A 20,442-nucleotide genomic window follows, 5' to 3' on the forward strand; every position below is an offset into this window, starting at 1 on the left:
GCGAAGGCAGCCCCGAAGTGGGTGCGCATAGCTATTCGCTTACTTCGCGGTCTGGCGCAGGAACCAGATGCGCTCCTCACAAGAGTCGATCCATTCGTCGACCAGCGCGCTGGTGGCATTGTCGTTTGCCGCCTCGGCCGCGACTTTGAGCGTCTCGAGGCGCTCATGCAGCGTCTCATTGTCTGACTTGAGCTCGCCGACCATTTCCTCCGGCCCGATCGACGTCGAATCCTGGTCCTTGATCTTCGTATGCTTGGCGATCGAGCCGATTGAGGTCAGCGTTTCGCCGTCCTGCTTGCGCGCACGCTCGGCAATAATGTCGACGGTGCCGAACAACTGCTGCGCCTGTTCGTCGAACATCAGGTGGAGATCACGAAAACGTGGCCCCGCGACGTGCCAGTGGAAGTTCTTGGTCTTGAGGTAGAGCGCAAAGGTATCGGCAAGCGTGCCATTGAGCGCGGCGATGAGTTGGGTCTTCGAGTTACTGCTGGCATTGGCCATGGAAACGTCCCCTTGTCTGGAATTGCGTTCACATACCCTACGCGCAAGCGGCGCACTTGTTTCCCGATCAATAAGAGTAACAATAATCGAATTTACCGATTTCTATATGAGTCCGCGCGCACTGGCCCCGACGACACAGGCGATCAGGAACAGCACCACGGCCATCACGATCCGCAAACGGCGCAGCGGCAGGCGGTGCTCCAAATTCTCGCCCATGGCCCAGCCCAGCGCGACAGCCGCGCCGCCGCCCAACGCCCCACCGAAACCGGCAAGCGAAGGCGAGGCAAAGACCACCGCGAAAGCCGCAACGAGGAACCGCGAAGCGTCGGTCAACTGCCGCGCGAACAGCACGATAGCAATCGCACCGAGTGAGCGCGTCGGTTCCTCCGGCTTGCGGAAGCGATGTGGCCAGCCGCATTCGAACGCCGCCAGCAGCAGGGCGATGGCGACGAACATGGTGGAGGCATCCTGCGACATGCTGGCCGCCAAGCGCCCACCGAACCACGCCGCTGCGAAGGCCGTGCCCGCTGCGCTGGCCAATGCCACCAGCAACAGCGCAGTCGACGCCCCAAGCCGTTCGCGCAGCGCCGCCACCATCAACTGATCGCGCGCGCCAGTCGCGGCGAGAAAGCTGGCTACCATGGCGAACAGGAATGATGTCACGGCGCGCTTCGGCTCCCCTTTCGCTGCCTACCGCCTTGCGATAGCACGGTAGGCAAAGAAACACAGGGAGAGAGGCGATGGAACTGACACCAGGCATGGCGGCGGTGGTTACCGGCGGGGCATCGGGGCTTGGCAAGGCGAGTGCGCAGGCACTGGCGGACGCGGGGCTCAAGGTAACGATCTTCGACGTCAACGAGGAAGCCGGCGAGGCCCATGCCGCGGCGATCGGGGGCACCTTTGCACGGGTCGACATTACCGATGAGGACTCGGTCGTCGCCGGCTTCGAGAAGGCCCGCGCGGCGCACGGCCAGGAACGCGTGACGATACACTGCGCGATGACCAGCCGCCGCGGCAAGACGCTGGGTTGGGACAAGGAAACCGGCAGCTACAAGCGCCTGGCGACCGAGGACTACGCCTTCGGGGCAGAGGGTATCCTCGTATCATCCTATCGCATTGCCAGCCATTCGGCGCTGGGCATGGCCAATTCGGAACCGCTCAATGAGGATGGCGAACGTGGCTGCATCACCCTTACCGCCAGCGTCGCGGCGCAGGACGGGCAAATCGGACAGGTCATCTACGGCAGTTGCAAGGCGGGCGTGAACGGCCTCGTCCTGCCGATGGCACGCGATTTGATGGACATCGGCATCCGCGTGAACTCGGTCATGCCCGGCATCTTTGCGACGCCGCTCATGCTCGGCATGAAGGATCGCAATCCGGCGATGTGGGCCCAGCTCAACGCCAGCGTCCCCTTCCCCAAGCGCCTCGGCCATCCGGAAGAATTCGCTTCGCTGATCGTCGAGATCGCGCGCAACAGCTACATCAACGGTCACCAGTTCCGCCTCGACGGTGCAATCCGGATGCCGCCCAAGTAAGGCCTTAGGGGAAGCAATCATGCAGATCGAATTCGGTCCCGAGCTCGAGGCTTTCCGCGCGGAGGTCTGTGCCTTTCTCGATACCGCCCCAACGCCCGAAATTCGCGAGGCAGGGCGCAAGCTCACCAGCGTCTTCGCGCCGTTCGACCAGGTCATGGCGTGGCATCGCATACTCTATGAAAAAGGCTGGGCCGCACCCAACTGGCCGGTCGAGCATGGCGGGACCGGCTGGTCGATCGAACAGCGCCATATCTTCGCCGAGGAGTATCGCCGCCGCGACCTGCCGCCCTTGCTGCCGCAGGGCCTCGGCATGGTTGGCCCGCTGCTGATCGACATCGGGACCGAAGAACAGAAGGCGAAATACTTGCCCGGAATCCTCAAGGGCGAAGACTTCTGGGCGCAGGGATATTCGGAACCGAATTCGGGTTCGGACCTCGCATCGCTCAGCTGCCGCGCCGATCCCGACGGAGACGATTACATCATCAACGGGTCCAAGATCTGGACCACCTATGCCCATCACGCGAACCGGATGTTCATGCTGGTGCGCACCGACAACACCGGCAAGAAGCAGCAAGGCATCACCTTCCTCCTGCTCGACCGCATCGACTATCCGGGCATGACCATCCGCCCGATCATCGGGCTCGACGGCTTTCCCGAGCAGTGCGAGGTGTTCTTCGACAATGTCCGCGTACCCCAATCGGGCCGTGTGGGGGCCGAAAACGACGGCTGGACGGTCGCCAAGCATCTGCTCAAGCACGAGCGCGGCGGCGGGGCGCAGAGCCCGACGCTTCACCGCGGGATCGAACGCATCCGCGAGGCGGCGCAGACCACCCCCAGCGGTTTCGGCACCATGCTGGCCGAAGATCCGGTGTTCCTGCGCGACCTGGGCGAGCTAGAGGCGGACATCGCCAGCTTTGAGCACTTCGAGAAACTGGGTGTCAGCGGCCACCCGATGGCCAACGATCCGGCCTGGCCATCGATGAACAAGACGATGAATTCCGAACTGACCCAACGGATCAGCGTGCTGATGACGCGGGTCTGCGGCACCGAGGGGCTGCCGCTGCAACATGAGGCATTGCGCGTCGGGGCGAATGTCGAACCACTCGGCAGCGACCTGGAGCTGGTTGCCATGCCCTATTACCTCAACAGCCGCGCGACGACGATCTACGCCGGATCGAACGAAGTGCAACGCGACCTAATCGCACGCACCGCCGGACGGGGGGTCTGACGCGATGGACTTCACCTTCACCGATGAACAGCAGATGCTGCGCGACAGCGTCTCCTCCTTCCTCCAGCGCAGCTATGACTTCGACGCGCGGAACAAGATCGTTCGCGGGAGCGACGGCTGGTCGCGTGCGGTCTGGGGACAATTGGCGGAGATCGGCCTGCTGGCCCTTCCGATAGCCGAGGACGCAGGCGGCCTTGGCGGTTCGGCACCCGATCTGGTGGCCATTGCCGAACCCTTCGGCGCCCACCTGCTGGCCGAGCCTTTCCTGGCCACCGCCCTCCTCGCCGCGCCACTCCTGGCGAAGGCCGGAAGCGGCGAGCTGGAAGCGATCATGGGCGGCAGCAAGATCGCTGCATTGGCATACGAGGAAGGTCACGGCACCGCCGACCCCTCGCAAATCGCGATGGCTGCAAGGCGCGATGGCCACGGCTTCGTACTCGACGGTGAAAAGCGCATGGTTCTGGCGGGCGCAGATGCTGACCTGCTGCTGGTTGTCGCACGCCTGGACGGCAAGCTGGCTCTCTTGGCAGTTGCCTCGGGTCAGGGCGACATCGTGACGACAGGATACCAGACCATCGACGGTCGCCGTGCGGCCAACATCCGTTTCGCCGCGACCCGTTTGGGCGGCGACGCCCTGCTTTCCGTCGATGTCGAACCCGCCTTGCGCGAAGTGCTCGATACGACACTCCTCGCGCTTTGTGCCGAAAGTGTCGGCGCGATGGGCGAATTGCTTGCGCGCACCGCAGACTATGCCGCGACCCGCAAGCAGTTCGGGGTACCAATCCTGACATTCCAGGCGGTGGCGCATCGCCTTGCCGACATGAAGATTGCCTACACCAAGGCCCGCGCCACCTTGCTCTACACCGCTGCGCTGATGGAGGCGAGGCATGCCGGTGAACGCGACATGGCGATCCTCAAGGGTCAGATCGGCAAGCTCGGTCGTGAAGTGGGTGAAGCCGCCATCCAGACGCATGGTGGGGTTGGCATGACCGACGAACTGGCGATCAGCCATCTGCACAAGCGCATCCTCGCCAACGATGCCTTGCTGGGCAACTCCGAATACCACCTGCGCAAGGTCGGAAACCTGACCTGACGCCACACCAGTCGTGAGCCAAATCCGCCTCGCGTAGGCGTATATGAAAATCCGGCAGCTCTAGCGCGAACGCCAGAACTGCCGGACCAGGAGGGTATCATCGATCACGCGGAGGGAGGAAGCACGCGGTGCCTCGATCCATCCCACGCGACGTTTGATTCAGTTACGCGGTCGCGAGCGCACGCTCACGCGAGATCAGGCCACCGCCCAGGATCGCCACGGCCAGGCCGGCGTGCAGCCAGCGGTCGGCCTCGTTGATGTGGATCATGCCGAGCAGCAGGTGGCCTTCGGTCAGGAAGCCCAGGATCGTGACGGCGACGTAGCCGATACCGATACCCAGGATGGTTGCCCGCGACTTACCCATCGCAGCGCCGATCAGGAAGACGAAGCCGGTAACGACATGCACCAGGTTGTGCATGGTGTTCACCGCGAACAGGCCGTCGGGCGAGACGATCGGGTTGGGAACGAAGCCCAGAAGGCCGGTGGCGACGAAGGTGGCGCCCAATACGCGGGCGAGAAGTTTGGCATCGATCATAACGGTAATCCTAGCTGTAGAACGGGTCGACTGAGTATTCAGTGAGGCCCCCAGCTAGGTCGGGTCTTGCGGACCAAACTAGGCTTTCTCCTCCGATATGTACGGCAAGCAAAATGTTATGGATGATGCGCATCATCCAGGGCCGTTTCGGCGCTCCCAGGCCCGCCAGGTGAAGTCGAGCGACCTTGCGAATCAGGGGCGATTCTTTGCGGATGACTGGTCCAATTCGGGTCATTGGCAGCAAATTCGCCCATTTTAATGCAATTCGTCCAAACTCCGATGCGAGGTGTCCGTGATCCTTGGGCGTCGGTTTTCACCACTTGGAAGACCTGCCAACTGCCCTCTCGTTCGCACGTACGAACGACAGTTCAACCAATGAAGGAACAGCCTGATGATCCGCAACCTGACCCGCGTTGCCGCGGCCGCACTCCTGGCTTCGGCCACCATCTCCGCTCCCGCCATGGCCGAAGAAGGCCCGACCGATATGCAGATCGCGCATATTGCCTACACCGCCGGCACCCTCGACATTCGCTACGCCCACCTGGCGCTGGCCAAGTCGAACAACCCCGAAGTTCGCAAGTTCGCCGAACTGATGATCCAGGACCACGCTGCCGTGAACGACCTGGCCGTCGGCCTGCTCACCAAGCTCGGCGCTTCGCCCGAAGACAACGCCACCAGCCAGCAGCTTATCGCCGACGCGAGCGCCAAGCTGAACGCCATGGCCCAGATGCAGGGCGCCGAATTCGATCGCGCCTATGCCGCCAATGAGCTGGGCTATCACCAGTTCGTCAACAAGACCGTCGAAACCGCCTTCATCCCGGCGGTCGACAACAAGGAATTCAAGGATCTGCTCGGCCAAGCGCTTGAAATCTTCAAGGTGCACGAACAGCATGCCGCACACATGGTGCGAGTGCTCAAGTGAGGGCCATCGCGCTCAATTTCGTAGCAGGGGGTCGCAATCGCGGCCTCCTGACTATGGTAGCGGGACTGTGGGCCCTGCTCGCATTTGCGCTGGTGTCCGTATCCCCCGGAGCGCTTTCGGCAAAGACTACGACCAAGCCGCAGGAGCACGTGGTCGAGATTCATCATTTCAAGTTCTCACCGGCAACTGTGGAAGCCAAGCCGGGTGACACGATCACCTGGAAGAACCTGGACGCGGCCCCGCACACGGCCACGGCCAAGCAGTGGGATTCGGCCAAGTTGAACCACAGTCAGAGCTGGAGCCTGAAGGTCACCGACAAGGGAACCTTCGAATATATCTGCACCTATCATCCGGCCATGAAAGGCAAGGTCGTCGTCAAGTAGACGCCCGACCGCCGAACAAGCCGGCGCATTGTCCAACGCCGAATTCCGTAACGAGACCAAGATGCCCAGCCGTTTGAAGAGATCTGCCCTGCTCTCATCAGCCTTGTTCTGCCTGCTCGGTGCAGAGCCGGCCATGGCCCACCATGTGACCGTGTCCGGGCCAGCCAATGCGGCTGGCGCGATCACGACCGTGAGTCCGGAAACGGCAAAGGCAGGCGATCTCGTGCTCGGTGTCGAGTTCTACGTGGAAGACTATAGCGCCTTCTCCGACGCGGAGCTGATCGAATTCGCAGAGGATGACAATGAAGGCGTGCACAATACCGACACTGCCTACATCAGCACGCTTGGTCTCGAATACGGGCTGACCGACCGCCTGAACCTCAGCCTTTCGCTCCCCTTCATTGTCCGCAACGGCATTCGTGAGGCAGGCCATCATGGCGATGACGGCGACGGGGACGGCAGCGAATCGGAAGTCGAAACCCTCGGCACGGCCGACGGCATCGGAGACCTGCAGCTGGGCGCGAGGTTCGCCCTGCTGAATCGCGAGAACGACGGCGTGGGAGTCACGCTCCTCGCCGGATTGAGCGTTCCCACCGGTGCGACGCGCCAGCGGACCAATGGCGGCGAACGGTTCGAATCCGAATTCCAGCCCGGTTCGGGCTCGTGGGACCCTCGCTTCGGTCTTGCGCTGGGCAAGGATTTCGGTCCGCTCTCCGCCAGCGCAAACGTGCTTTACACACTCAGGACCGAGGGATCGCAGGACACCAATCTGGGCGATCACCTCGCCTTCAATGCAGGGCTCAGCTGGCGGCTCGGCAAGGGCGCGCACGTCCATGCAGACGGCTCCTTCGAACGCCACGAAGCGCTCGACCTGATCCTTGAGGTCAACGGTGAGTGGGAAGAACGCGAACGCGTCGGATCGGTTCGCGACATCCATAGCGGAGGCACCCAAATCTTCGTCGCACCCGGGGTGCGCTATAGTTCCGCAAATGGCTGGTCGATATTTACATCCGTCGGAATACCAGTTCATGAAGACTTGAACGGCATCCAGAACGAAACGGACATCCGCTTCAAGCTGGGCGCTGGGCTGAATTTTTAGAGGCCTTCCGACGGGTTTGATCGTCGACAGGCCGGAGAGACCGATGAACGTCCTCGATGACATCCTCAGCACGCTCAACCTCAAGGGCACGCTCTACTTTCGCACCGACCTGAGCCCGCCCTGGGCCGTTACGGTGCCGAATCTGGAACAGGCCGCACGGTTCCACCTATGCGTGCAAGGGACCTGCCTGGTCGGGTTTGATGACGGTGAGTATGCCGAACTCAAACCGGGGGATCTGATCCTGATCCCACGGGGTCGTTCGCACACGCTTTCGTGCACGCCGGTTGACGAAGCGCCGCCGCTCGAGACGGTGTTGAGCGATGCGGGCTATGACGGGCGCGGCGTGCTGGTGGTCGGCAAGGGAGATGGCAACGCCTCGACCCAATTGATTTGCGGGCACTTCACCCTTCGCGACGGTGCGGATCACCCGCTCCTGCGTGCCCTCCCCGACTACCTCCTGACTTGCTCGGCAACGCGTGCGCGCGAAGTCTGGCTGGACGAGGTACTGCGGCTGCTGACCCGCAGGATGTTCAGCGAAGGCGATATTGCCGAAGCGACGATCACCCGCCTTTCCGAAGTCTGCTTCATCGAACTGCTCAGGCTGGGCGTGGGCAGTACGCCGGAAATGGCGTCGATCCTCACCGCCCTGACCGATCGCCAGATCGGCAAGGCCCTGCAACTCATGCACCGTGAAGCCGACAAGCACTGGACCGTGGGCAGCCTGGCCGGCGAGGTCGGCATGTCGCGCAGCAGCTTCGCCGATCGCTTCAGCGAATTGATGGGCATGGGACCGATGAGTTACCTGTCCGAATGGCGCCTGCAAAAGGCCCTCTCGCTGCTGGAAGACACGGGCTGTTCGGTGCAACAGGCGGCTGCGGGCACCGGATACCAGTCACCCGCCGCATTCACACGCGCCTTCACCACCCGCTTCGGCTATTCCCCGAGGGAGCTCAAGCGCAAGGCGGGTTAGCGCTGTTCCGCTGGTCATTAGGCCAGCAGGCCGAACTGTTGCAGGCGCGGATCACTCTGTCGCCCTCTTTCATGGAAGAACGATCCGTAATCTCTGGGTAACGATGGCGACGAACAAGCTCCTGCATATGACAGTATGGCTGAACCCAGCCCAGCCTTGCGGGCATTTCACCTTCCACAACTGACTAGCCAGGAATCAAACAAGCTAGGTTGAGAGAGAAGTGAGCCCTACGGACCGATGTTTTCGTCGAGATTCAAGGTGGATCTCACATGGTGGGCAGGATATCACTGTAGGCATCCGCAGCCATCACAGGCTCAAACTCCGTAATGGAATAGCAAGCCGCGCCAGCCTGGACAAACGGATCATTCTGCAAAAGGGCTTCCACTTCCAATCGTGTTTTATGTTGCGACAGCAAGATTCCTCCAGTTCGGGGCGATTTACGTCCGCCAAACATTAAGTTGCCCTTTTTATATTCGTCTGCCAAATATTCCCTATGTTGAGCCGTCAGGGTCTGAGTGATTAGATCAGCTTCAGTAAATTCAACGTCTATTAGGAACATATACGACCTTTATTCAATCTTATAGGAAATACTTCTGTATCAGAAGCAGGCTTGCTACCAAAAGAGAAGCGCCATGACAACCCCTCTTCCAGGTCGTGCCAGCCGAGGATCAACATCCGGGCAGCCCCTTATGGCTACATTTGATCTTCTTGGACGGCGCTGGACCATGCGTATTTTATGGGAGTTGAAGGCGGGGCCCTTAAGCTTTCGCGCACTGCAAAGCGCCTGCGACGGCGTTTCACCTTCGGTATTGAACCGTCGACTGAAGGAGTTACGGGTAAGTTTGCTGATCGCACCTGCGGCCGAGGGGTATGTTTTGGCACCCCTGGGACAACGGTTGATGCAAGATCTCGACCCCCTACGAGATTGGTCAAAATCTTGGGCTGAAGCACTTAGTACTTGAAAGAGTTAGTGCCGAGAAATCTGTCAGCTAGGTTCGCTGATTGTCCAAACCATTCGTGATTGGCTAAATCAAGAACAATTCATTCCACGCGACAAGCTTACCAGATTAAGATCCTACCCCACGCAATAAGTGGCAGCGGAATAGAAATTACAGGGAGCGCTGGAGCGGGTGAAGGGAATCGAACCCTCGTCGTCAGCTTGGGAAGCTGCTGCTCTACCATTGAGCTACACCCGCGCCGCTGGCGTCAGGAAGCGCCGCTTGCCACGCCAGATGGCGCCCGGTCAACACACCAATTCAGGCACCCGGTAGATTTCCGAAGAGCGCCTGACAATACGGTAGCGCATCCGGGTACGGGCCCGGATGCGCTACCCTTGTCATTAGCCGGAAAACTCAGAAGCGGTAGGCAACGCCTGCGCTGAGCACCCAGGGATCGAGCTTGTGCACGGTCTCGATCGCAAGCGTATCGCCCGCGTACCAGCGCGAGGTGGTGTCGACGAAGTACTTCTTGGCGTCGAAGCTGATCCCGAAGCCGCTGTCGCCCACCGGGATGTCGAGCCCGGCCTGCAGGACCACGCCGAACTCGTTCGAGAAATCGGTGTCGGTCACGCCCAGCGGAATCGTCGCGGCGCCAGGCTCATCATTGATCCACAGGAAGTAGGTGACGCCAGCCCCGACGTAGGGTTTCACGCCGCCCACGGGCAGGTGGTACTTCGCCGTGAAGGTCGCGGGGATCACCCGGGCGTCCGAGACGAGTTCGGCGCCGGGCAGGCCGGAAACGGCATCGACGTCATGCTGGGTTACGCAGCAGATCGTTTCGACCGAGAAATTGTCGGTGAAGAAGTACTCGATCGCGACGGTCGGGATGACGTTGTCGTTGGCCTCCGTCTGCGTATTGGCAGGCAGAGGGACGATATCCGTCCTGTATTCCGTGATCTTGCCGTCCGGCAGCACCGCAGTGCCGAGAAGCTTGATTTGCACTTTGCCTTCTTCGGCCGCAGCAGCGGCAGGTGTGGCGAGGCATGCGAGGCCGACGAGCGCGGCTGCGAATTTCTTGGTCATGGGTCTTTTGTCCTCGCGCTGCAGCGGCCGCCCCACGCGACCCAGGATGTTTGCAACGCTTGGCGCCCTAATTGGCGATTCGAGCGGCAGCTTCATTGATACAGGTCAATGATCACTCCCCGCCGGTGACGCATTGCAGCGACATGCTGAAGCAGACGCAAATCCTAGATCGATTCGCCGCACGCCTTGCGTCCGGTGAAATCTGCGATGCGTCGCGCCTGCAATTCGCTGCGGCATCGAGGGTTGTGTCGCTCAAGCGGGACGAACAGGCTCGGCTCGACGAGAGTTGCGACCAGCTTGTTTTCCTCGGGAGCGGATCGACCAAGCTGGTCGCGCGCGCTTCGCAGGACCGTGAGCAGGTGATCGCCTTTCATTTCGAGGGCGATCTGGTTTGCGTGCCTGCGCGGGCGAGGCATTCTTATCAGCTGGTGGCCCTGCGGGAGACGGACATTGTCGCCATGCCGTTCGACAAAGTAGTCGAGCTGGCAGGGGAACAGAGAGAAATCCTCGTGTCGCTCCTCGACGCGATGCGAGCTTCGCTGGCGCGGTGTCGCGAGAAGGCGATCGCCCTGGGCCGCAAGACTGCGCCCGAACGGGTTGCCAGCTTCCTTGTCGACATGGCTGGGCGAACCGGGAAGATAGACGGAAAAGCGATCATATTGCCGCTGCCGATGTCACGCCGCGACATTGCCGATAGTCTTGGCATCACCATCGAGACGGTCAGCCGTCAGCTGACGAAACTGCGCGAAAGCGGTGTGATCGAAACGGTCGGCCGCTCCCAGATCAAGATCCTCGACTTGACTACCCTGACCGAAGGTGCAGGCTTCCTTTCGGGGGCCTCCTGAAGGTTTTTGTTTAATTTGCGCTGGATCAATGTCGCTCCACTGGGGGGCGACTAGGCGGACCCAAACGGACGGAGATACACATGCAAGCGGAAACTGCCTTGGGAAGGGTCGGCCTGTGGTTCGGCATAATGCTGCTGGCCCTTGCTGCCTCGGTCGCGGCGCACGATGCGGGCTTCGCCGCGCATGCGACCATCGTGGCGATTGTCGCCTTCGTGATGATCTGGGTGTCAGCCAACCGGTTCGATCCCTCCGCCCTGGTTCCCGCACTGGCGGGACCCGCGGGCGAGTCGCGTTATGACGATGACGTCATCCGCTGGGGTACGATCGCGACGCTGTTCTGGGGTACTGCGGGCTTTGCCGCTGGACTCTACATTGCCTTGCAGCTGGCCTTCCCCGTCCTCAATTTCGAGCCGTACTTCAACTTTGGCCGCCTGCGCCCGCTACACACCAGTGCGGTGATCTTTGCCTTCGGTGGCAACGCACTGCTGGCAACCAGTTTCTATGTCGTGCAGCGCACCTGTCGCGCGCGGCTCGCCTTCCCCGGCCTCGCCCGCTTCGTGTTCTGGGGCTATCAGCTGTTCATCGTGCTGGCCGCCACCGGCTACCTGCTCGGCATTACCCAGTCGAAGGAATATGCCGAGCCCGAATGGTACGTCGACCTGTGGCTGACCATCGTCTGGGTCGCCTACCTCGCGGTGTTCGTCGGCACGATCGTCAAGCGCAAGGAGCCGCATATCTATGTGGCGAACTGGTTCTACCTCGCCTTCATCGTCACCGTGGCGATGCTGCACGTGGTCAACAATTTGGCGGTTCCGGTCAGCTTCCTGGGTTCGCGCAGCTACCAGGTCTTCTCGGGCGTGCAGGATGCGCTGACGCAGTGGTGGTACGGCCATAACGCGGTCGGCTTCTTCCTCACCGCCGGCTTCCTTGCGATGATGTACTACTTCGTGCCGAAGCAGGCCGAACGTCCGGTCTATTCCTATCGCCTGTCGATCATCCACTTCTGGTCGCTGATCTTCCTCTACATCTGGGCGGGTCCGCACCACCTGCACTACACCGCACTGCCCGACTGGGCGCAGACGCTGGGCATGGTGTTCTCGATCATGCTGTGGATGCCTAGCTGGGGTGGCATGATCAACGGGCTGATGACGCTGAACGGTGCCTGGGACAAGGTCCGCACCGACCCGATCATCCGCATGATGGTGATGGCGCTGGCCTTCTACGGCATGAGCACCTTCGAAGGCCCGATGATGTCGATCAAGGCGGTGAACAGCCTGTCGCATTATACCGACTGGACCATCGGCCACGTCCATTCCGGCGCGCTGGGTTGGAACGGCATGATCACCTTCGCCTGCGTCTATTATCTCGTGCCCCGCCTGTGGAAGCGTGAGCGGATGTATTCGCTGCGCATGATCAACTGGCACTTCTGGCTCGCGACGCTGGGGATCGTGTTCTACGCCGCCAGCATGTGGGTGGCAGGCATCACCCAGGGCCTGATGTGGCGTGAATACGGCGCCGACGGCTACCTGGTGAACAGCTTCGCCGACACCGTCGCCGCGCTCCACCCGATGTACATCATGCGCGCCTTCGGCGGCCTGCTCTACCTCTCGGGCTTCGTGATCATGCTCTTCAACGTGTGGCAGACGCTCGCCGGTCACCTCCGCAGCGAGGCTCCGATGACCGAGACGCCCTACGATGAGAGCGCCGACCGTCCCCTTCCCCCCGCCGCCGTGCCGGCAGAGTGAGAGAGACCATGACCGATACAGTCTCCAACGAACCCGTGAAGGGCCACGCCCGGCTCGAACGCAACGTCACGCTGATGGCAGTGGCGACCTTCCTCACCGTCACCATCGGCGGCATCGTGGAAATCGCCCCGCTGTTCTGGATCGACAACACGATCGAGAAGGTCGAGGGGATGCGCCCGTACACCCCACTCGAACTGGCCGGTCGCGACATCTACATCCGCGAGGGTTGTTACACCTGCCACAGCCAGATGATCCGTCCGTTCAAGGACGAGGTCGAACGCTACGGCCACTACAGCCTCGCGGCCGAGAGCATGTACGACCACCCGTTCCAGTGGGGTTCCAAGCGCACCGGGCCCGACCTGGCGCGCGTCGGCGGGCGCTATTCGGACGAATGGCACGTCCAGCACCTGACCAACCCGCAGGACGTGGTGCCCGAAAGCGTGATGCCGCAATATGGCTTCCTCAAGGAAACCGACCTGCAGGTCACCGACGTCGGGGCGAATCTCACGGCGCTGCGCCGCGTTGGCGTGCCTTACAGCGACACGGATATCGCCAAGGCCAAGGCAGACCTTGCCGCGCAAGGCAATCCGGATCTCGACGCGGGTGATCTGGAACAGCGTTACCCCAAGGCGCAGATCCGCGACTATGACGGCAATCCCGCCCGCCTGACCGAGATGGATGCGCTGGTCGCCTACCTGCAGATGCTCGGCACGCTGGTCGACGTGAACAGTGCTGCCGCGCAGGAGGAACTGGCCGAGGAGAAGGGTCGGTGAGCACCTACGACACCCTGCGCCACTTCGCCGACAGCTACGGGCTGGCGATCATGGTCTTGGTGTTCGTCGTGCTGTGCCTGTGGCCCTTCCGCCCGGGTGCGCGCGCCGACAACCACAAGGCCGCCAACATGATTTTCGAAGGACAAGACGATGGCGAATAAGCGCGTCGACGAACCGACCGGCACCGAAACCGTTGGCCACGAGTGGGACGGGATCGAAGAGCTCAACACCCCGCTGCCGCGCTGGTGGCTGTGGACCTTCTATTTCACCGTCGCTTGGGGCCTGGCCTACACGGTTGCCTACCCGGCCTGGCCAATGATCTCCAAGGGGACCGAGGGGATGCTGGGCTGGACCAGCCGCGGGCAGCTGGCCGAGGAGCTTTCGGCGGCCGATGCGGCGCGGCAGACCGTCGCGGAGAAGATCGCCGTGACCGACCTGAGCAAGCTCTCGGGCAACGACGAGCTGCTGCAGCAGGCCCGCGCCGGCGGCGCGGCGGCGTTCAAGGTCAACTGCGTCCAGTGCCACGGCTCTGGCGCAGGCGGGAACCAGCAGCTCGGCTATCCCAACCTCAACGACGATGACTGGCTGTGGGGCGGCAACATGTCGCAGATCGAATACACGATCACGCACGGCATCCGCCAGCCCGGCGCAGATATGCGCCAGAGCGCCATGCCCGCCTTCGAGGGCATGTTCGACAGCGCGACGCTATCGGCGCTGGTCTCGCATGTCCGCTCGCTGAGCAAGCTTGAGAAGCCCAATGCGGCTGGAGCAGTAACCTACACGGATAACTGCGCCGTGTGTCATGGCGCCAACGGCGAAGGGAATCGCGAACTCGGCGCCCCACGCCTGAACGATGCCATCTGGCTGCGTGGCAGCAGCGCGGAGGCGATCCGCAACCAGGTGCTCAATCCGAAGATGGGCGCCATGCCCGCGTGGGGCGAGCGGCTCGACCCGGTCACCGTCAAGATGTTGACCGTCTATGTCCATTCGCTCGGGGGAGGCGAAGACTTCGTTGAGGAACCGGCTGCTCCGCCGGTCGCCGAAGCCGATGGCCAAGAGTAGCCCGCAACCCGCGCAGCTCTACGAGCCGCGCAAGCAGGTCCATAACAAGCGGATCGACGGCCCCTTCCGCCGGTTCAAATGGTTCGTCATGGCGGTGACGCTGACGATCTATTACGGCACGCCGTGGATCCGCTGGGATCGTGGACCCTACGCCCCCGACCAGGCGGTACTGGTCGATCTGGCCAACCGCCGTTTCTACATGTTCGGCATCGAGATCTGGCCGCAGGAATTCTATTTCGTCGCCGGCTTGCTGATCATGGCGGGGATCGGCCTGTTCCTGGTGACCAGCGCCGTCGGTCGCGCCTGGTGCGGCTATGCCTGCCCGCAGACCGTGTGGACCGACTTGTTCCAGCATGTCGATCGCTTCGTCGATGGCGATCGCAACGCGCGCATGCGGCTCGACGCTGCCCCCTGGACCTGGGGCAAGGTGTTGCGCCGGGGTTTCAAATGGACGATCTACCTGATCATCGGATTCTGGACCGGCGGCGCGTGGATCATGTATTTCGCCGACGCGCCCACGTTGGTGTATGATTTCTGGCGCGGCGAGGCTGCGCCGATCGCCTATATCACCGTTGCCGTGCTGACGCTGACCACGGTCACGCTGGGCGGCTTCATGCGTGAACAGGTCTGCATCTACATGTGCCCCTGGCCGCGCATCCAGACCGCAATGATGGACGAGCATTCGCTGCTGGTGACCTACAAGGACTGGCGCGGCGAACCGCGCGGCAGCCTGAAGAAGGCGGAGAAGAACCCGGACGCGTTCGGCGACTGTATCGATTGCATGCAATGCGTGCAGGTCTGCCCGACCGGGATCGATATCCGCGAAGGGCCGCAGATCGGCTGCATCACCTGTGCATTGTGCATCGATGCCTGCGACCGGGTGATGAAAGACATCGGCCGCCCGCGCGGCCTGATCGATTACGCCACGCTCGAAGGCTCCAAGCGCGAGGCCGCCGGCGGCGAGGCACGCCCGGCGTGGAAGGAACTGCTGCGCATGCGCACGCTGGTCTACCTCGGCATCTGGGGTTCGATCGGTTTCGCGCTTCTTTTCGCGCTCGGCGCCCGCAGCCACGTCGATCTCGGCGTCTCGCCCGACCGCAACCCGCCCTTCATGCTGCTGAGCGACGGGTCGGTGCGTAATAGCTACACGCTCAAGCTGCGCAACATGACACAGGCCCCGCGCGACATGACCCTGACGCTCGAAGGCCTGGAGGGCGCGCGCTTCTGGACTGACAGCATTCCTATCGAAGATGCCGCGCGTTCGATCACCATCCGCGTTCCCGCAGATGCAACGCAAACCGTAAGGGCCTATGTTGCGGCTCCGGTTGGAACGAGCCAGCAGGACTTCGACTTCGTGCTTTCGACTGGCGGCGAGCGCCCTGAAAGCGATACCAACACCACGCGCTTCACGGCGCCAGGGGAATGACCATGACCAAGCGCTTTTCCGGCTGGCACATGACCGCGATCCTCGTCGGCGGCTTCGGCGTCGTGGTGGCAGTCAACCTGTTCATGGCCAGCCAGGCAGTGGGCAGCTTCGGCGGTGTCGTGGTCGAGAATTCCTACGTCGCCAGCCAGGAATTCAACGACTGGTTGGATGAGGCAGCGAAGGAAAACGCGCTGGGCTGGACTGCGCAAGTCACCCGCGACGGCAATGGCCGACTGGCAGTTTCAACGCAGAACACGCCAGCCGGGACCACGGCGACAGCGGAATTGCGTCACCCGCTGGGTCGCGAAAAAGCCCGCAGCTGGACGCTGGTGGCGGATGGCGCCGGTGGCTTCGCCAGCACCGAACGCCTGCCGGAAGGCCGCTGGCTGGTGCGAGTGACGCTAGCCAATGGCGATGACCGGCTGCGGATCGAAAGGCCGGTCGGTTGACCATTGCCACCGCCCTTGCTCCTGAAACCGATGTCGAGCTGGTCGACAGCCGCTTTACCGTGCCGGGGATGCGCTGCGCAGGCTGCATCGCCAAGATCGAGCGCGGCCTGGGCGAGTTGCCGGGCGTCGATGCGGCGCGCGTGAATTTCTCCGCCAAGCGGGTCGCGGTACGACACGACGCGCAGCTCGACGACCAAGCATTGGTCGAGGCGCTCGAACGGCTCGGCTTCGAGTCCCAGCCCGTCGCCGACAATCCGCTGGCGACGGACGACAAGGACGCCAAACTGTTGCTGCGCGCATTGGCAGTGGCGGGCTTCGGCATGATGAACATCATGCTGCTTTCGGTCAGCGTATGGTCCGGCGCAGGCGGCGTGACGCGCGAGATGTTCCATTGGCTATCGGCGCTGATCGCGCTGCCGGTGGTCGCCTATTCGGGCCGTCCCTTCTTCGCCAGCGCTGCGATGGCCTTGCGCTATGGCCGGACCAACATGGACGTGCCGATTTCGATCGGCGTGCTGCTGGCTACCGGGATGTCGTTTTACGAGACGCTGACGGGCGGCGAACACGCCTATTTCGACGGCGCGGTCATGCTGCTGTTCTTCCTCCTCGCCGGCCGCGCGCTCGATGCGACCATGCGCAACCGCACCCGCGCGGGGATTGGAGCCCTGCTGGGCCGCATGGGCAAGAGCGCCGCCGTACTGCAGGAAGATGGCAGCACACGGCGCATCGCGGCGGATGAGCTGTTTCCAGGCATGGTGATGCTGGTAGCCGCTGGCGAGGCCCTGGCTGCAGACGGCGAAGTGATCGACGGAGCCGGCGCGATAGACAACGCCATGCTGACGGGCGAGAGCACGCCTGAGCCGGTTGCGGTGGGCGACACGGTGCACGCCGGTGCCGTCAATCTCTCGGCGCCGCTGCGTATTCGCATCACCGCGACCAAGGGCGACACGGCGCTCGCCGAAATCGCCCGACTGATGGACGAGGCAGGCCAGTCGCGCAGTCGCTACGTCCGCATTGCCGATCGCGCCTCGCGCCTCTACGCCCCTGCGGTCCATTCGCTGGCTCTCCTCGCCTTCATCGGCTGGATGCTGGCCGGGGCGGGTTGGCACCACGCAATGATCATCGCGATCAGCGTGCTGATCATCACCTGCCCCTGCGCCATGGGCCTAGCCGTGCCTGCTGCGCAGGTTGTCGCCTCGGGCGCGCTCGTAAAGAAGGGTGTGCTGGTCAAGGACGGCAGCGCGCTCGAACGATTGGCCGAAGTCGACACGGTGCTGTTCGACAAGACCGGAACCCTGACGCTGGGCGAACCACGCGCCGAAATCGACGGTCTTGACGCAGAGGCTCGATCGATCGCGCTTGGTCTTGCGCAAAATAGCCGTCACCCCCTGAGCAAGGGTCTGGTTGCCAGCCTGCAGGCAGCAGGCACCGTACCTGCCGAAGTCATCGGCGTGCATGAGGAAAGCGGCAACGGCTTGCTTGGCTTGTGGAACGGTACCGAGGTGGCCCTGGAACGTGCAGAGGCGGCCGGGGCCGGGCTGGCGACGACACTGCGGATCGGCCAGCGCCGGGACGTCATCCAATTCTCCGATCCCCTTCGGGTCGATGCGAACGATTCCGTATCAGCGCTGTCCGCCATGGGCCTCTCGAGCCAGATCCTCTCGGGCGATCGCACCCAGTCGGTTGCGCCAGTCGCGCGGGCGCTGGGCATACTGGGGCGTGGTGGGGTCAATCCGGCGGACAAGCTCGTTGCTCTCGAAGCGCTGAAGCGCCAGGGCCATCTCCCGCTGATGGTGGGAGACGGTCTTAATGATGGCCCTGCCCTTGCCGCCGCGCACGCCTCGCTCGCCCCGGCCAGCGCCAGCGATGCGAGCCAGCAGGCTGCCGACGCGGTGTTCCTCGGCGATAGGCTCGGCCCCGTTGCGCTGACAGTCCGCGTGGCGCGCGAGACGATGCGGATCGTGCGCCAGAACTTCGTCTTCGCGATCGGCTACAACATCCTTGCCGTGCCACTGGCGCTGGCGGGGATGGTCACGCCGATGGTCGCCGCCATCGCCATGTCGCTGAGCTCGCTGGTCGTGGTCGGCAATTCGCTGCGTCTTGCGAGGGCGACGCGGTGAGCGGGCTGACGCTGCTCATCCCGATCGCGCTCGGCATGGGCGTGTTCGGCCTGGCGGTATTCTTCTGGGCAATGAAACACGGGCAGTTCGAGGATCTCGATGGCGCGGCGCAGCGCATCCTGATTGAAGACGAGGATGACGAGGCGGCATGAACCGGGACGCATTGCTCGCCCTGTTCGCATTGCTGCCGGTCGCGCTGGGCCCCCTTCCCGCGCAGGCGCGCAGCATTACCGCATTCATTTGCTCGGGCGACGGCATCAGCCGTTCGATCGAGATTCCGATCGACGACCAGGCCCCCTTCCCACCGCCCTGCAGCGCCAAGGGCTGCCACGCGGGCTCGTGCCGGAAACGCTTTGATCTGTCGCAATGACGGACGGCGCCACCCGGCGCATTCACGCTCGCATGTGGCCTTATCATCCTGACCTGCTCGCGACTCCGGTCCCGCGCTACACCAGTTTCCCGACCGCAGCCGAATTCGGCCCGATCGATCCCAATGCCTATGAGCGCGCGCTCGAAGGCATCGAAGGCGACGTCTCGCTCTACGTCCACATCCCGTTCTGCGAGAAGATCTGCTTCTATTGCGGCTGCAACACCGGCCACGCCGGGCGTCGCCAGCGGCTCGAATCCTATCTCGATGCGCTCCATATGGAGATTGAACTGGTGGCGGCTCGCCTGCCGAACAATTGCCGAGTTCGCCGGGTTTCATTCGGCGGCGGCAGCCCCAATGCCATTGCCCCCGTCGACTTCGTGCGGCTGGTCGATGAGCTGACGCTACAATTCCATCTATCCGATCCCACTTTCTCGATCGAACTCGATCCCCGCACCATGTCCGCCGAGTGGGCTGCGGTGATCGGTTCGGTCGGGATAACCCGCGCCAGCCTGGGCGTTCAGACCTTTGCCGAGCACTGCCAGCAAGCCATTGGCCGGGTACAGCATGAGGATCTGATAGTCCGCACGGTCGACTGGCTGCGCGGCGCCGGCGTTACCTCGCTGAACTTCGACCTCATGTACGGTCTCCCCGGCCAGAGCCGTGATGACCTGCTCGACACCCTCCAGCGCACGCGCGTGCTGGGGGCAAACCGGGTTGCACTGTTTGGCTATGCCCATGTTCCGCACCTGATCCCCCGCCAACGAGTGATCGATGGATCCGCCCTGCCCGGACAGGACGAGCGCTTCGCCATGGCGGCACTGGGATACGAATATTTCGTCACCCATGGCTATACACCGGTAGGGTTCGACCATTTCGCGAGGCCCGGCGGCGACCCGCTCGCGGCGGCGGCACTGGCCGGGACACTGCACCGCAATTTCCAGGGCTTTACCGATGACGCTGCACCCAACCTCGTCGGGCTGGGCAGCACGGCCATCTCCGGCTTTCCCGGCCTGCTAGCGCAGAACGAGAAGAACTCGGGCCGGTACCGCATGATGGTATCGCAGGGTCGCCTGACTGCGGCCCATGGCATTGTCCGCAGCGCCGAGGACCGGGAACGCGGCACGGTGATCGAGTCGCTATTGTGCCAGGGGCATGCGCATGTCCCGGTGCGCCTGTTGCCGACCCTTGCGCCTCGCCTCGCCCCCTTCATCGAACGTGGTCTGGCATCGTTGGAAGGCGATATCGTGGCGATCACGCCCGATGGCCTGCCCTATGCAAGGAGCATCGCGGCGCAGTTCGATCCCTATCGCCAGGATTCGCAGCGACGCTTCTCTTCCGCCGTCTGAGCGTATCGCTACCGCATTC

24 protein-coding genes and 1 tRNA gene are annotated in these 20,442 nt (G+C 62.8%); 19 read left to right on the forward strand and 6 right to left on the reverse strand.

Annotated elements, in window-relative coordinates:
• Positions 1-39 precede the first annotated feature (39 nt).
• Positions 40-501, reverse strand: coding sequence for a Dps family protein (locus HQR01_RS12430; protein WP_173215166.1), 462 nt, complete (start codon positions 499-501; stop codon positions 40-42).
• A gap of 102 nt (positions 502-603) precedes the next feature.
• Entirely contained in the window at positions 604-1,164 is a 561-nt protein-coding gene (locus tag HQR01_RS12435; protein ID WP_173215167.1) for a TMEM165/GDT1 family protein, read from the reverse strand.
• Positions 1,165-1,241: 77 nt separating this feature from the next.
• Here HQR01_RS12435 and HQR01_RS12440 point away from each other — a divergent pair, with 77 nt between their 5' ends.
• The 3 genes from HQR01_RS12440 to HQR01_RS12450 are packed head-to-tail and all read left to right on the forward strand — an operon-like array spanning position 1,242 to position 4,357.
• Positions 1,242-2,036, forward strand: a complete 795-nt coding sequence (locus tag HQR01_RS12440; RefSeq protein WP_173215168.1) for an SDR family oxidoreductase — start codon at positions 1,242-1,244, stop codon at positions 2,034-2,036.
• Positions 2,037-2,055: 19 nt separating this feature from the next.
• Complete coding sequence (locus HQR01_RS12445; protein ID WP_173215169.1) at positions 2,056-3,264, forward strand: acyl-CoA dehydrogenase family protein; 1,209 nt, start codon at positions 2,056-2,058, stop codon at positions 3,262-3,264.
• A gap of 4 nt (positions 3,265-3,268) precedes the next feature.
• Positions 3,269-4,357: an acyl-CoA dehydrogenase family protein gene (locus HQR01_RS12450; protein ID WP_173215170.1), complete on the forward strand. Its 1,089-nt coding sequence runs from the start codon at positions 3,269-3,271 to the stop codon at positions 4,355-4,357.
• Between the two features lie 163 nt (positions 4,358-4,520).
• Here the strand turns inward: HQR01_RS12450 and HQR01_RS12455 are convergent, their stop codons facing one another.
• Positions 4,521-4,892: a DUF4383 domain-containing protein gene (locus tag HQR01_RS12455; protein WP_173215171.1), complete on the reverse strand. Its 372-nt coding sequence runs from the start codon at positions 4,890-4,892 to the stop codon at positions 4,521-4,523.
• Positions 4,893-5,283: 391 nt separating this feature from the next.
• Between HQR01_RS12455 and HQR01_RS12460 the strand changes: the two genes are divergently transcribed.
• From HQR01_RS12460 to HQR01_RS12475, 4 genes are all read left to right on the forward strand, one after another.
• Positions 5,284-5,814, forward strand: a complete 531-nt coding sequence (locus tag HQR01_RS12460; RefSeq protein WP_173215172.1) for a DUF4142 domain-containing protein — start codon at positions 5,284-5,286, stop codon at positions 5,812-5,814.
• Positions 5,815-5,867: 53 nt separating this feature from the next.
• Entirely contained in the window at positions 5,868-6,197 is a 330-nt protein-coding gene (locus tag HQR01_RS12465; protein ID WP_173215173.1) for a cupredoxin domain-containing protein, read from the forward strand.
• A gap of 61 nt (positions 6,198-6,258) precedes the next feature.
• Positions 6,259-7,296 (forward strand): transporter, encoded by a 1,038-nt coding sequence (locus tag HQR01_RS12470; protein WP_173215174.1) that lies wholly within the window; start codon positions 6,259-6,261, stop codon positions 7,294-7,296.
• Positions 7,297-7,339: 43 nt separating this feature from the next.
• Positions 7,340-8,266 carry an AraC family transcriptional regulator gene (locus HQR01_RS12475; RefSeq protein ID WP_173215175.1) on the forward strand — a complete coding sequence of 309 codons (927 nt, stop codon included), beginning with the start codon at positions 7,340-7,342 and terminating at the stop codon, positions 8,264-8,266.
• Positions 8,267-8,531: 265 nt separating this feature from the next.
• Here HQR01_RS12475 and HQR01_RS12480 read toward each other — a convergent pair whose 3' ends face one another.
• Entirely contained in the window at positions 8,532-8,825 is a 294-nt protein-coding gene (locus tag HQR01_RS12480) for a YciI family protein (RefSeq protein ID WP_173215176.1), read from the reverse strand.
• Positions 8,826-8,955: 130 nt separating this feature from the next.
• Here HQR01_RS12480 and HQR01_RS15435 point away from each other — a divergent pair, with 130 nt between their 5' ends.
• Complete coding sequence (locus HQR01_RS15435; RefSeq protein WP_199800333.1) at positions 8,956-9,228, forward strand: winged helix-turn-helix transcriptional regulator; 273 nt, start codon at positions 8,956-8,958, stop codon at positions 9,226-9,228.
• A gap of 160 nt (positions 9,229-9,388) precedes the next feature.
• On the opposite strand, the gene HQR01_RS12490 is transcribed toward HQR01_RS15435, so the two are convergent.
• Positions 9,389-9,462 (reverse strand) — tRNA-Gly (locus HQR01_RS12490).
• Positions 9,463-9,618: 156 nt separating this feature from the next.
• Entirely contained in the window at positions 9,619-10,287 is a 669-nt protein-coding gene (locus tag HQR01_RS12495) for an OmpW/AlkL family protein (RefSeq protein WP_173215178.1), read from the reverse strand.
• 143 nt (positions 10,288-10,430) lie between these two features.
• Between HQR01_RS12495 and HQR01_RS12500 the strand changes: the two genes are divergently transcribed.
• The 11 genes from HQR01_RS12500 to HQR01_RS12550 all read left to right on the forward strand — a co-directional run bounded on the left by HQR01_RS12500 (position 10,431) and on the right by HQR01_RS12550 (position 20,423).
• Positions 10,431-11,132 (forward strand): helix-turn-helix domain-containing protein, encoded by a 702-nt coding sequence (locus tag HQR01_RS12500; RefSeq protein ID WP_173215179.1) that lies wholly within the window; start codon positions 10,431-10,433, stop codon positions 11,130-11,132.
• An 80-nt stretch (positions 11,133-11,212) separates the two neighbouring features.
• The gene (gene ccoN / locus HQR01_RS12505; protein WP_173215180.1) at positions 11,213-12,877 is read left to right on the forward strand and encodes a cytochrome-c oxidase, cbb3-type subunit I; all 1,665 of its coding nucleotides are present in this window, start codon (positions 11,213-11,215) and stop codon (positions 12,875-12,877) included.
• Positions 12,878-12,885: 8 nt separating this feature from the next.
• Complete coding sequence (gene ccoO, locus HQR01_RS12510) at positions 12,886-13,650, forward strand: cytochrome-c oxidase, cbb3-type subunit II (protein ID WP_173215181.1); 765 nt, start codon at positions 12,886-12,888, stop codon at positions 13,648-13,650.
• Positions 13,647-13,811, forward strand: a complete 165-nt coding sequence (locus tag HQR01_RS12515; protein WP_173215182.1) for a cbb3-type cytochrome c oxidase subunit 3 — start codon at positions 13,647-13,649, stop codon at positions 13,809-13,811. Before ccoO ends, HQR01_RS12515 begins: the two co-directional genes overlap by 4 nt.
• A complete protein-coding gene (gene ccoP, locus HQR01_RS12520) occupies positions 13,801-14,712 on the forward strand; it encodes a cytochrome-c oxidase, cbb3-type subunit III (protein ID WP_173215183.1) in 912 nt (303 codons plus the stop codon). Before HQR01_RS12515 ends, ccoP begins: the two co-directional genes overlap by 11 nt.
• Entirely contained in the window at positions 14,699-16,138 is a 1,440-nt protein-coding gene (gene ccoG, locus HQR01_RS12525) for a cytochrome c oxidase accessory protein CcoG (protein WP_173215184.1), read from the forward strand. The genes ccoP and ccoG overlap by 14 nt, the downstream gene beginning before the upstream one ends.
• Positions 16,135-16,587 carry a FixH family protein gene (locus tag HQR01_RS12530; protein WP_234030160.1) on the forward strand — a complete coding sequence of 151 codons (453 nt, stop codon included), beginning with the start codon at positions 16,135-16,137 and terminating at the stop codon, positions 16,585-16,587. The genes ccoG and HQR01_RS12530 overlap by 4 nt, the downstream gene beginning before the upstream one ends.
• The gene (locus tag HQR01_RS12535; RefSeq protein ID WP_267905491.1) at positions 16,584-18,707 is read left to right on the forward strand and encodes a heavy metal translocating P-type ATPase; all 2,124 of its coding nucleotides are present in this window, start codon (positions 16,584-16,586) and stop codon (positions 18,705-18,707) included. The genes HQR01_RS12530 and HQR01_RS12535 overlap by 4 nt, the downstream gene beginning before the upstream one ends.
• Positions 18,704-18,859 carry a cbb3-type cytochrome oxidase assembly protein CcoS gene (gene ccoS / locus HQR01_RS12540; RefSeq protein ID WP_173215185.1) on the forward strand — a complete coding sequence of 52 codons (156 nt, stop codon included), beginning with the start codon at positions 18,704-18,706 and terminating at the stop codon, positions 18,857-18,859. Before HQR01_RS12535 ends, ccoS begins: the two co-directional genes overlap by 4 nt.
• The gene (locus HQR01_RS12545; protein WP_173215186.1) at positions 18,856-19,077 is read left to right on the forward strand and encodes a hypothetical protein; all 222 of its coding nucleotides are present in this window, start codon (positions 18,856-18,858) and stop codon (positions 19,075-19,077) included. The genes ccoS and HQR01_RS12545 overlap by 4 nt, the downstream gene beginning before the upstream one ends.
• Positions 19,078-19,109: 32 nt before the next feature.
• Entirely contained in the window at positions 19,110-20,423 is a 1,314-nt protein-coding gene (locus tag HQR01_RS12550; protein WP_173215187.1) for a radical SAM protein, read from the forward strand.
• Positions 20,424-20,442 lie beyond the last annotated feature (19 nt).

The organism is Erythrobacter mangrovi (genome assembly GCF_013260645.1).
GTDB classification, from domain to species: Bacteria; Pseudomonadota; Alphaproteobacteria; order Sphingomonadales; family Sphingomonadaceae; genus Qipengyuania; species Qipengyuania mangrovi.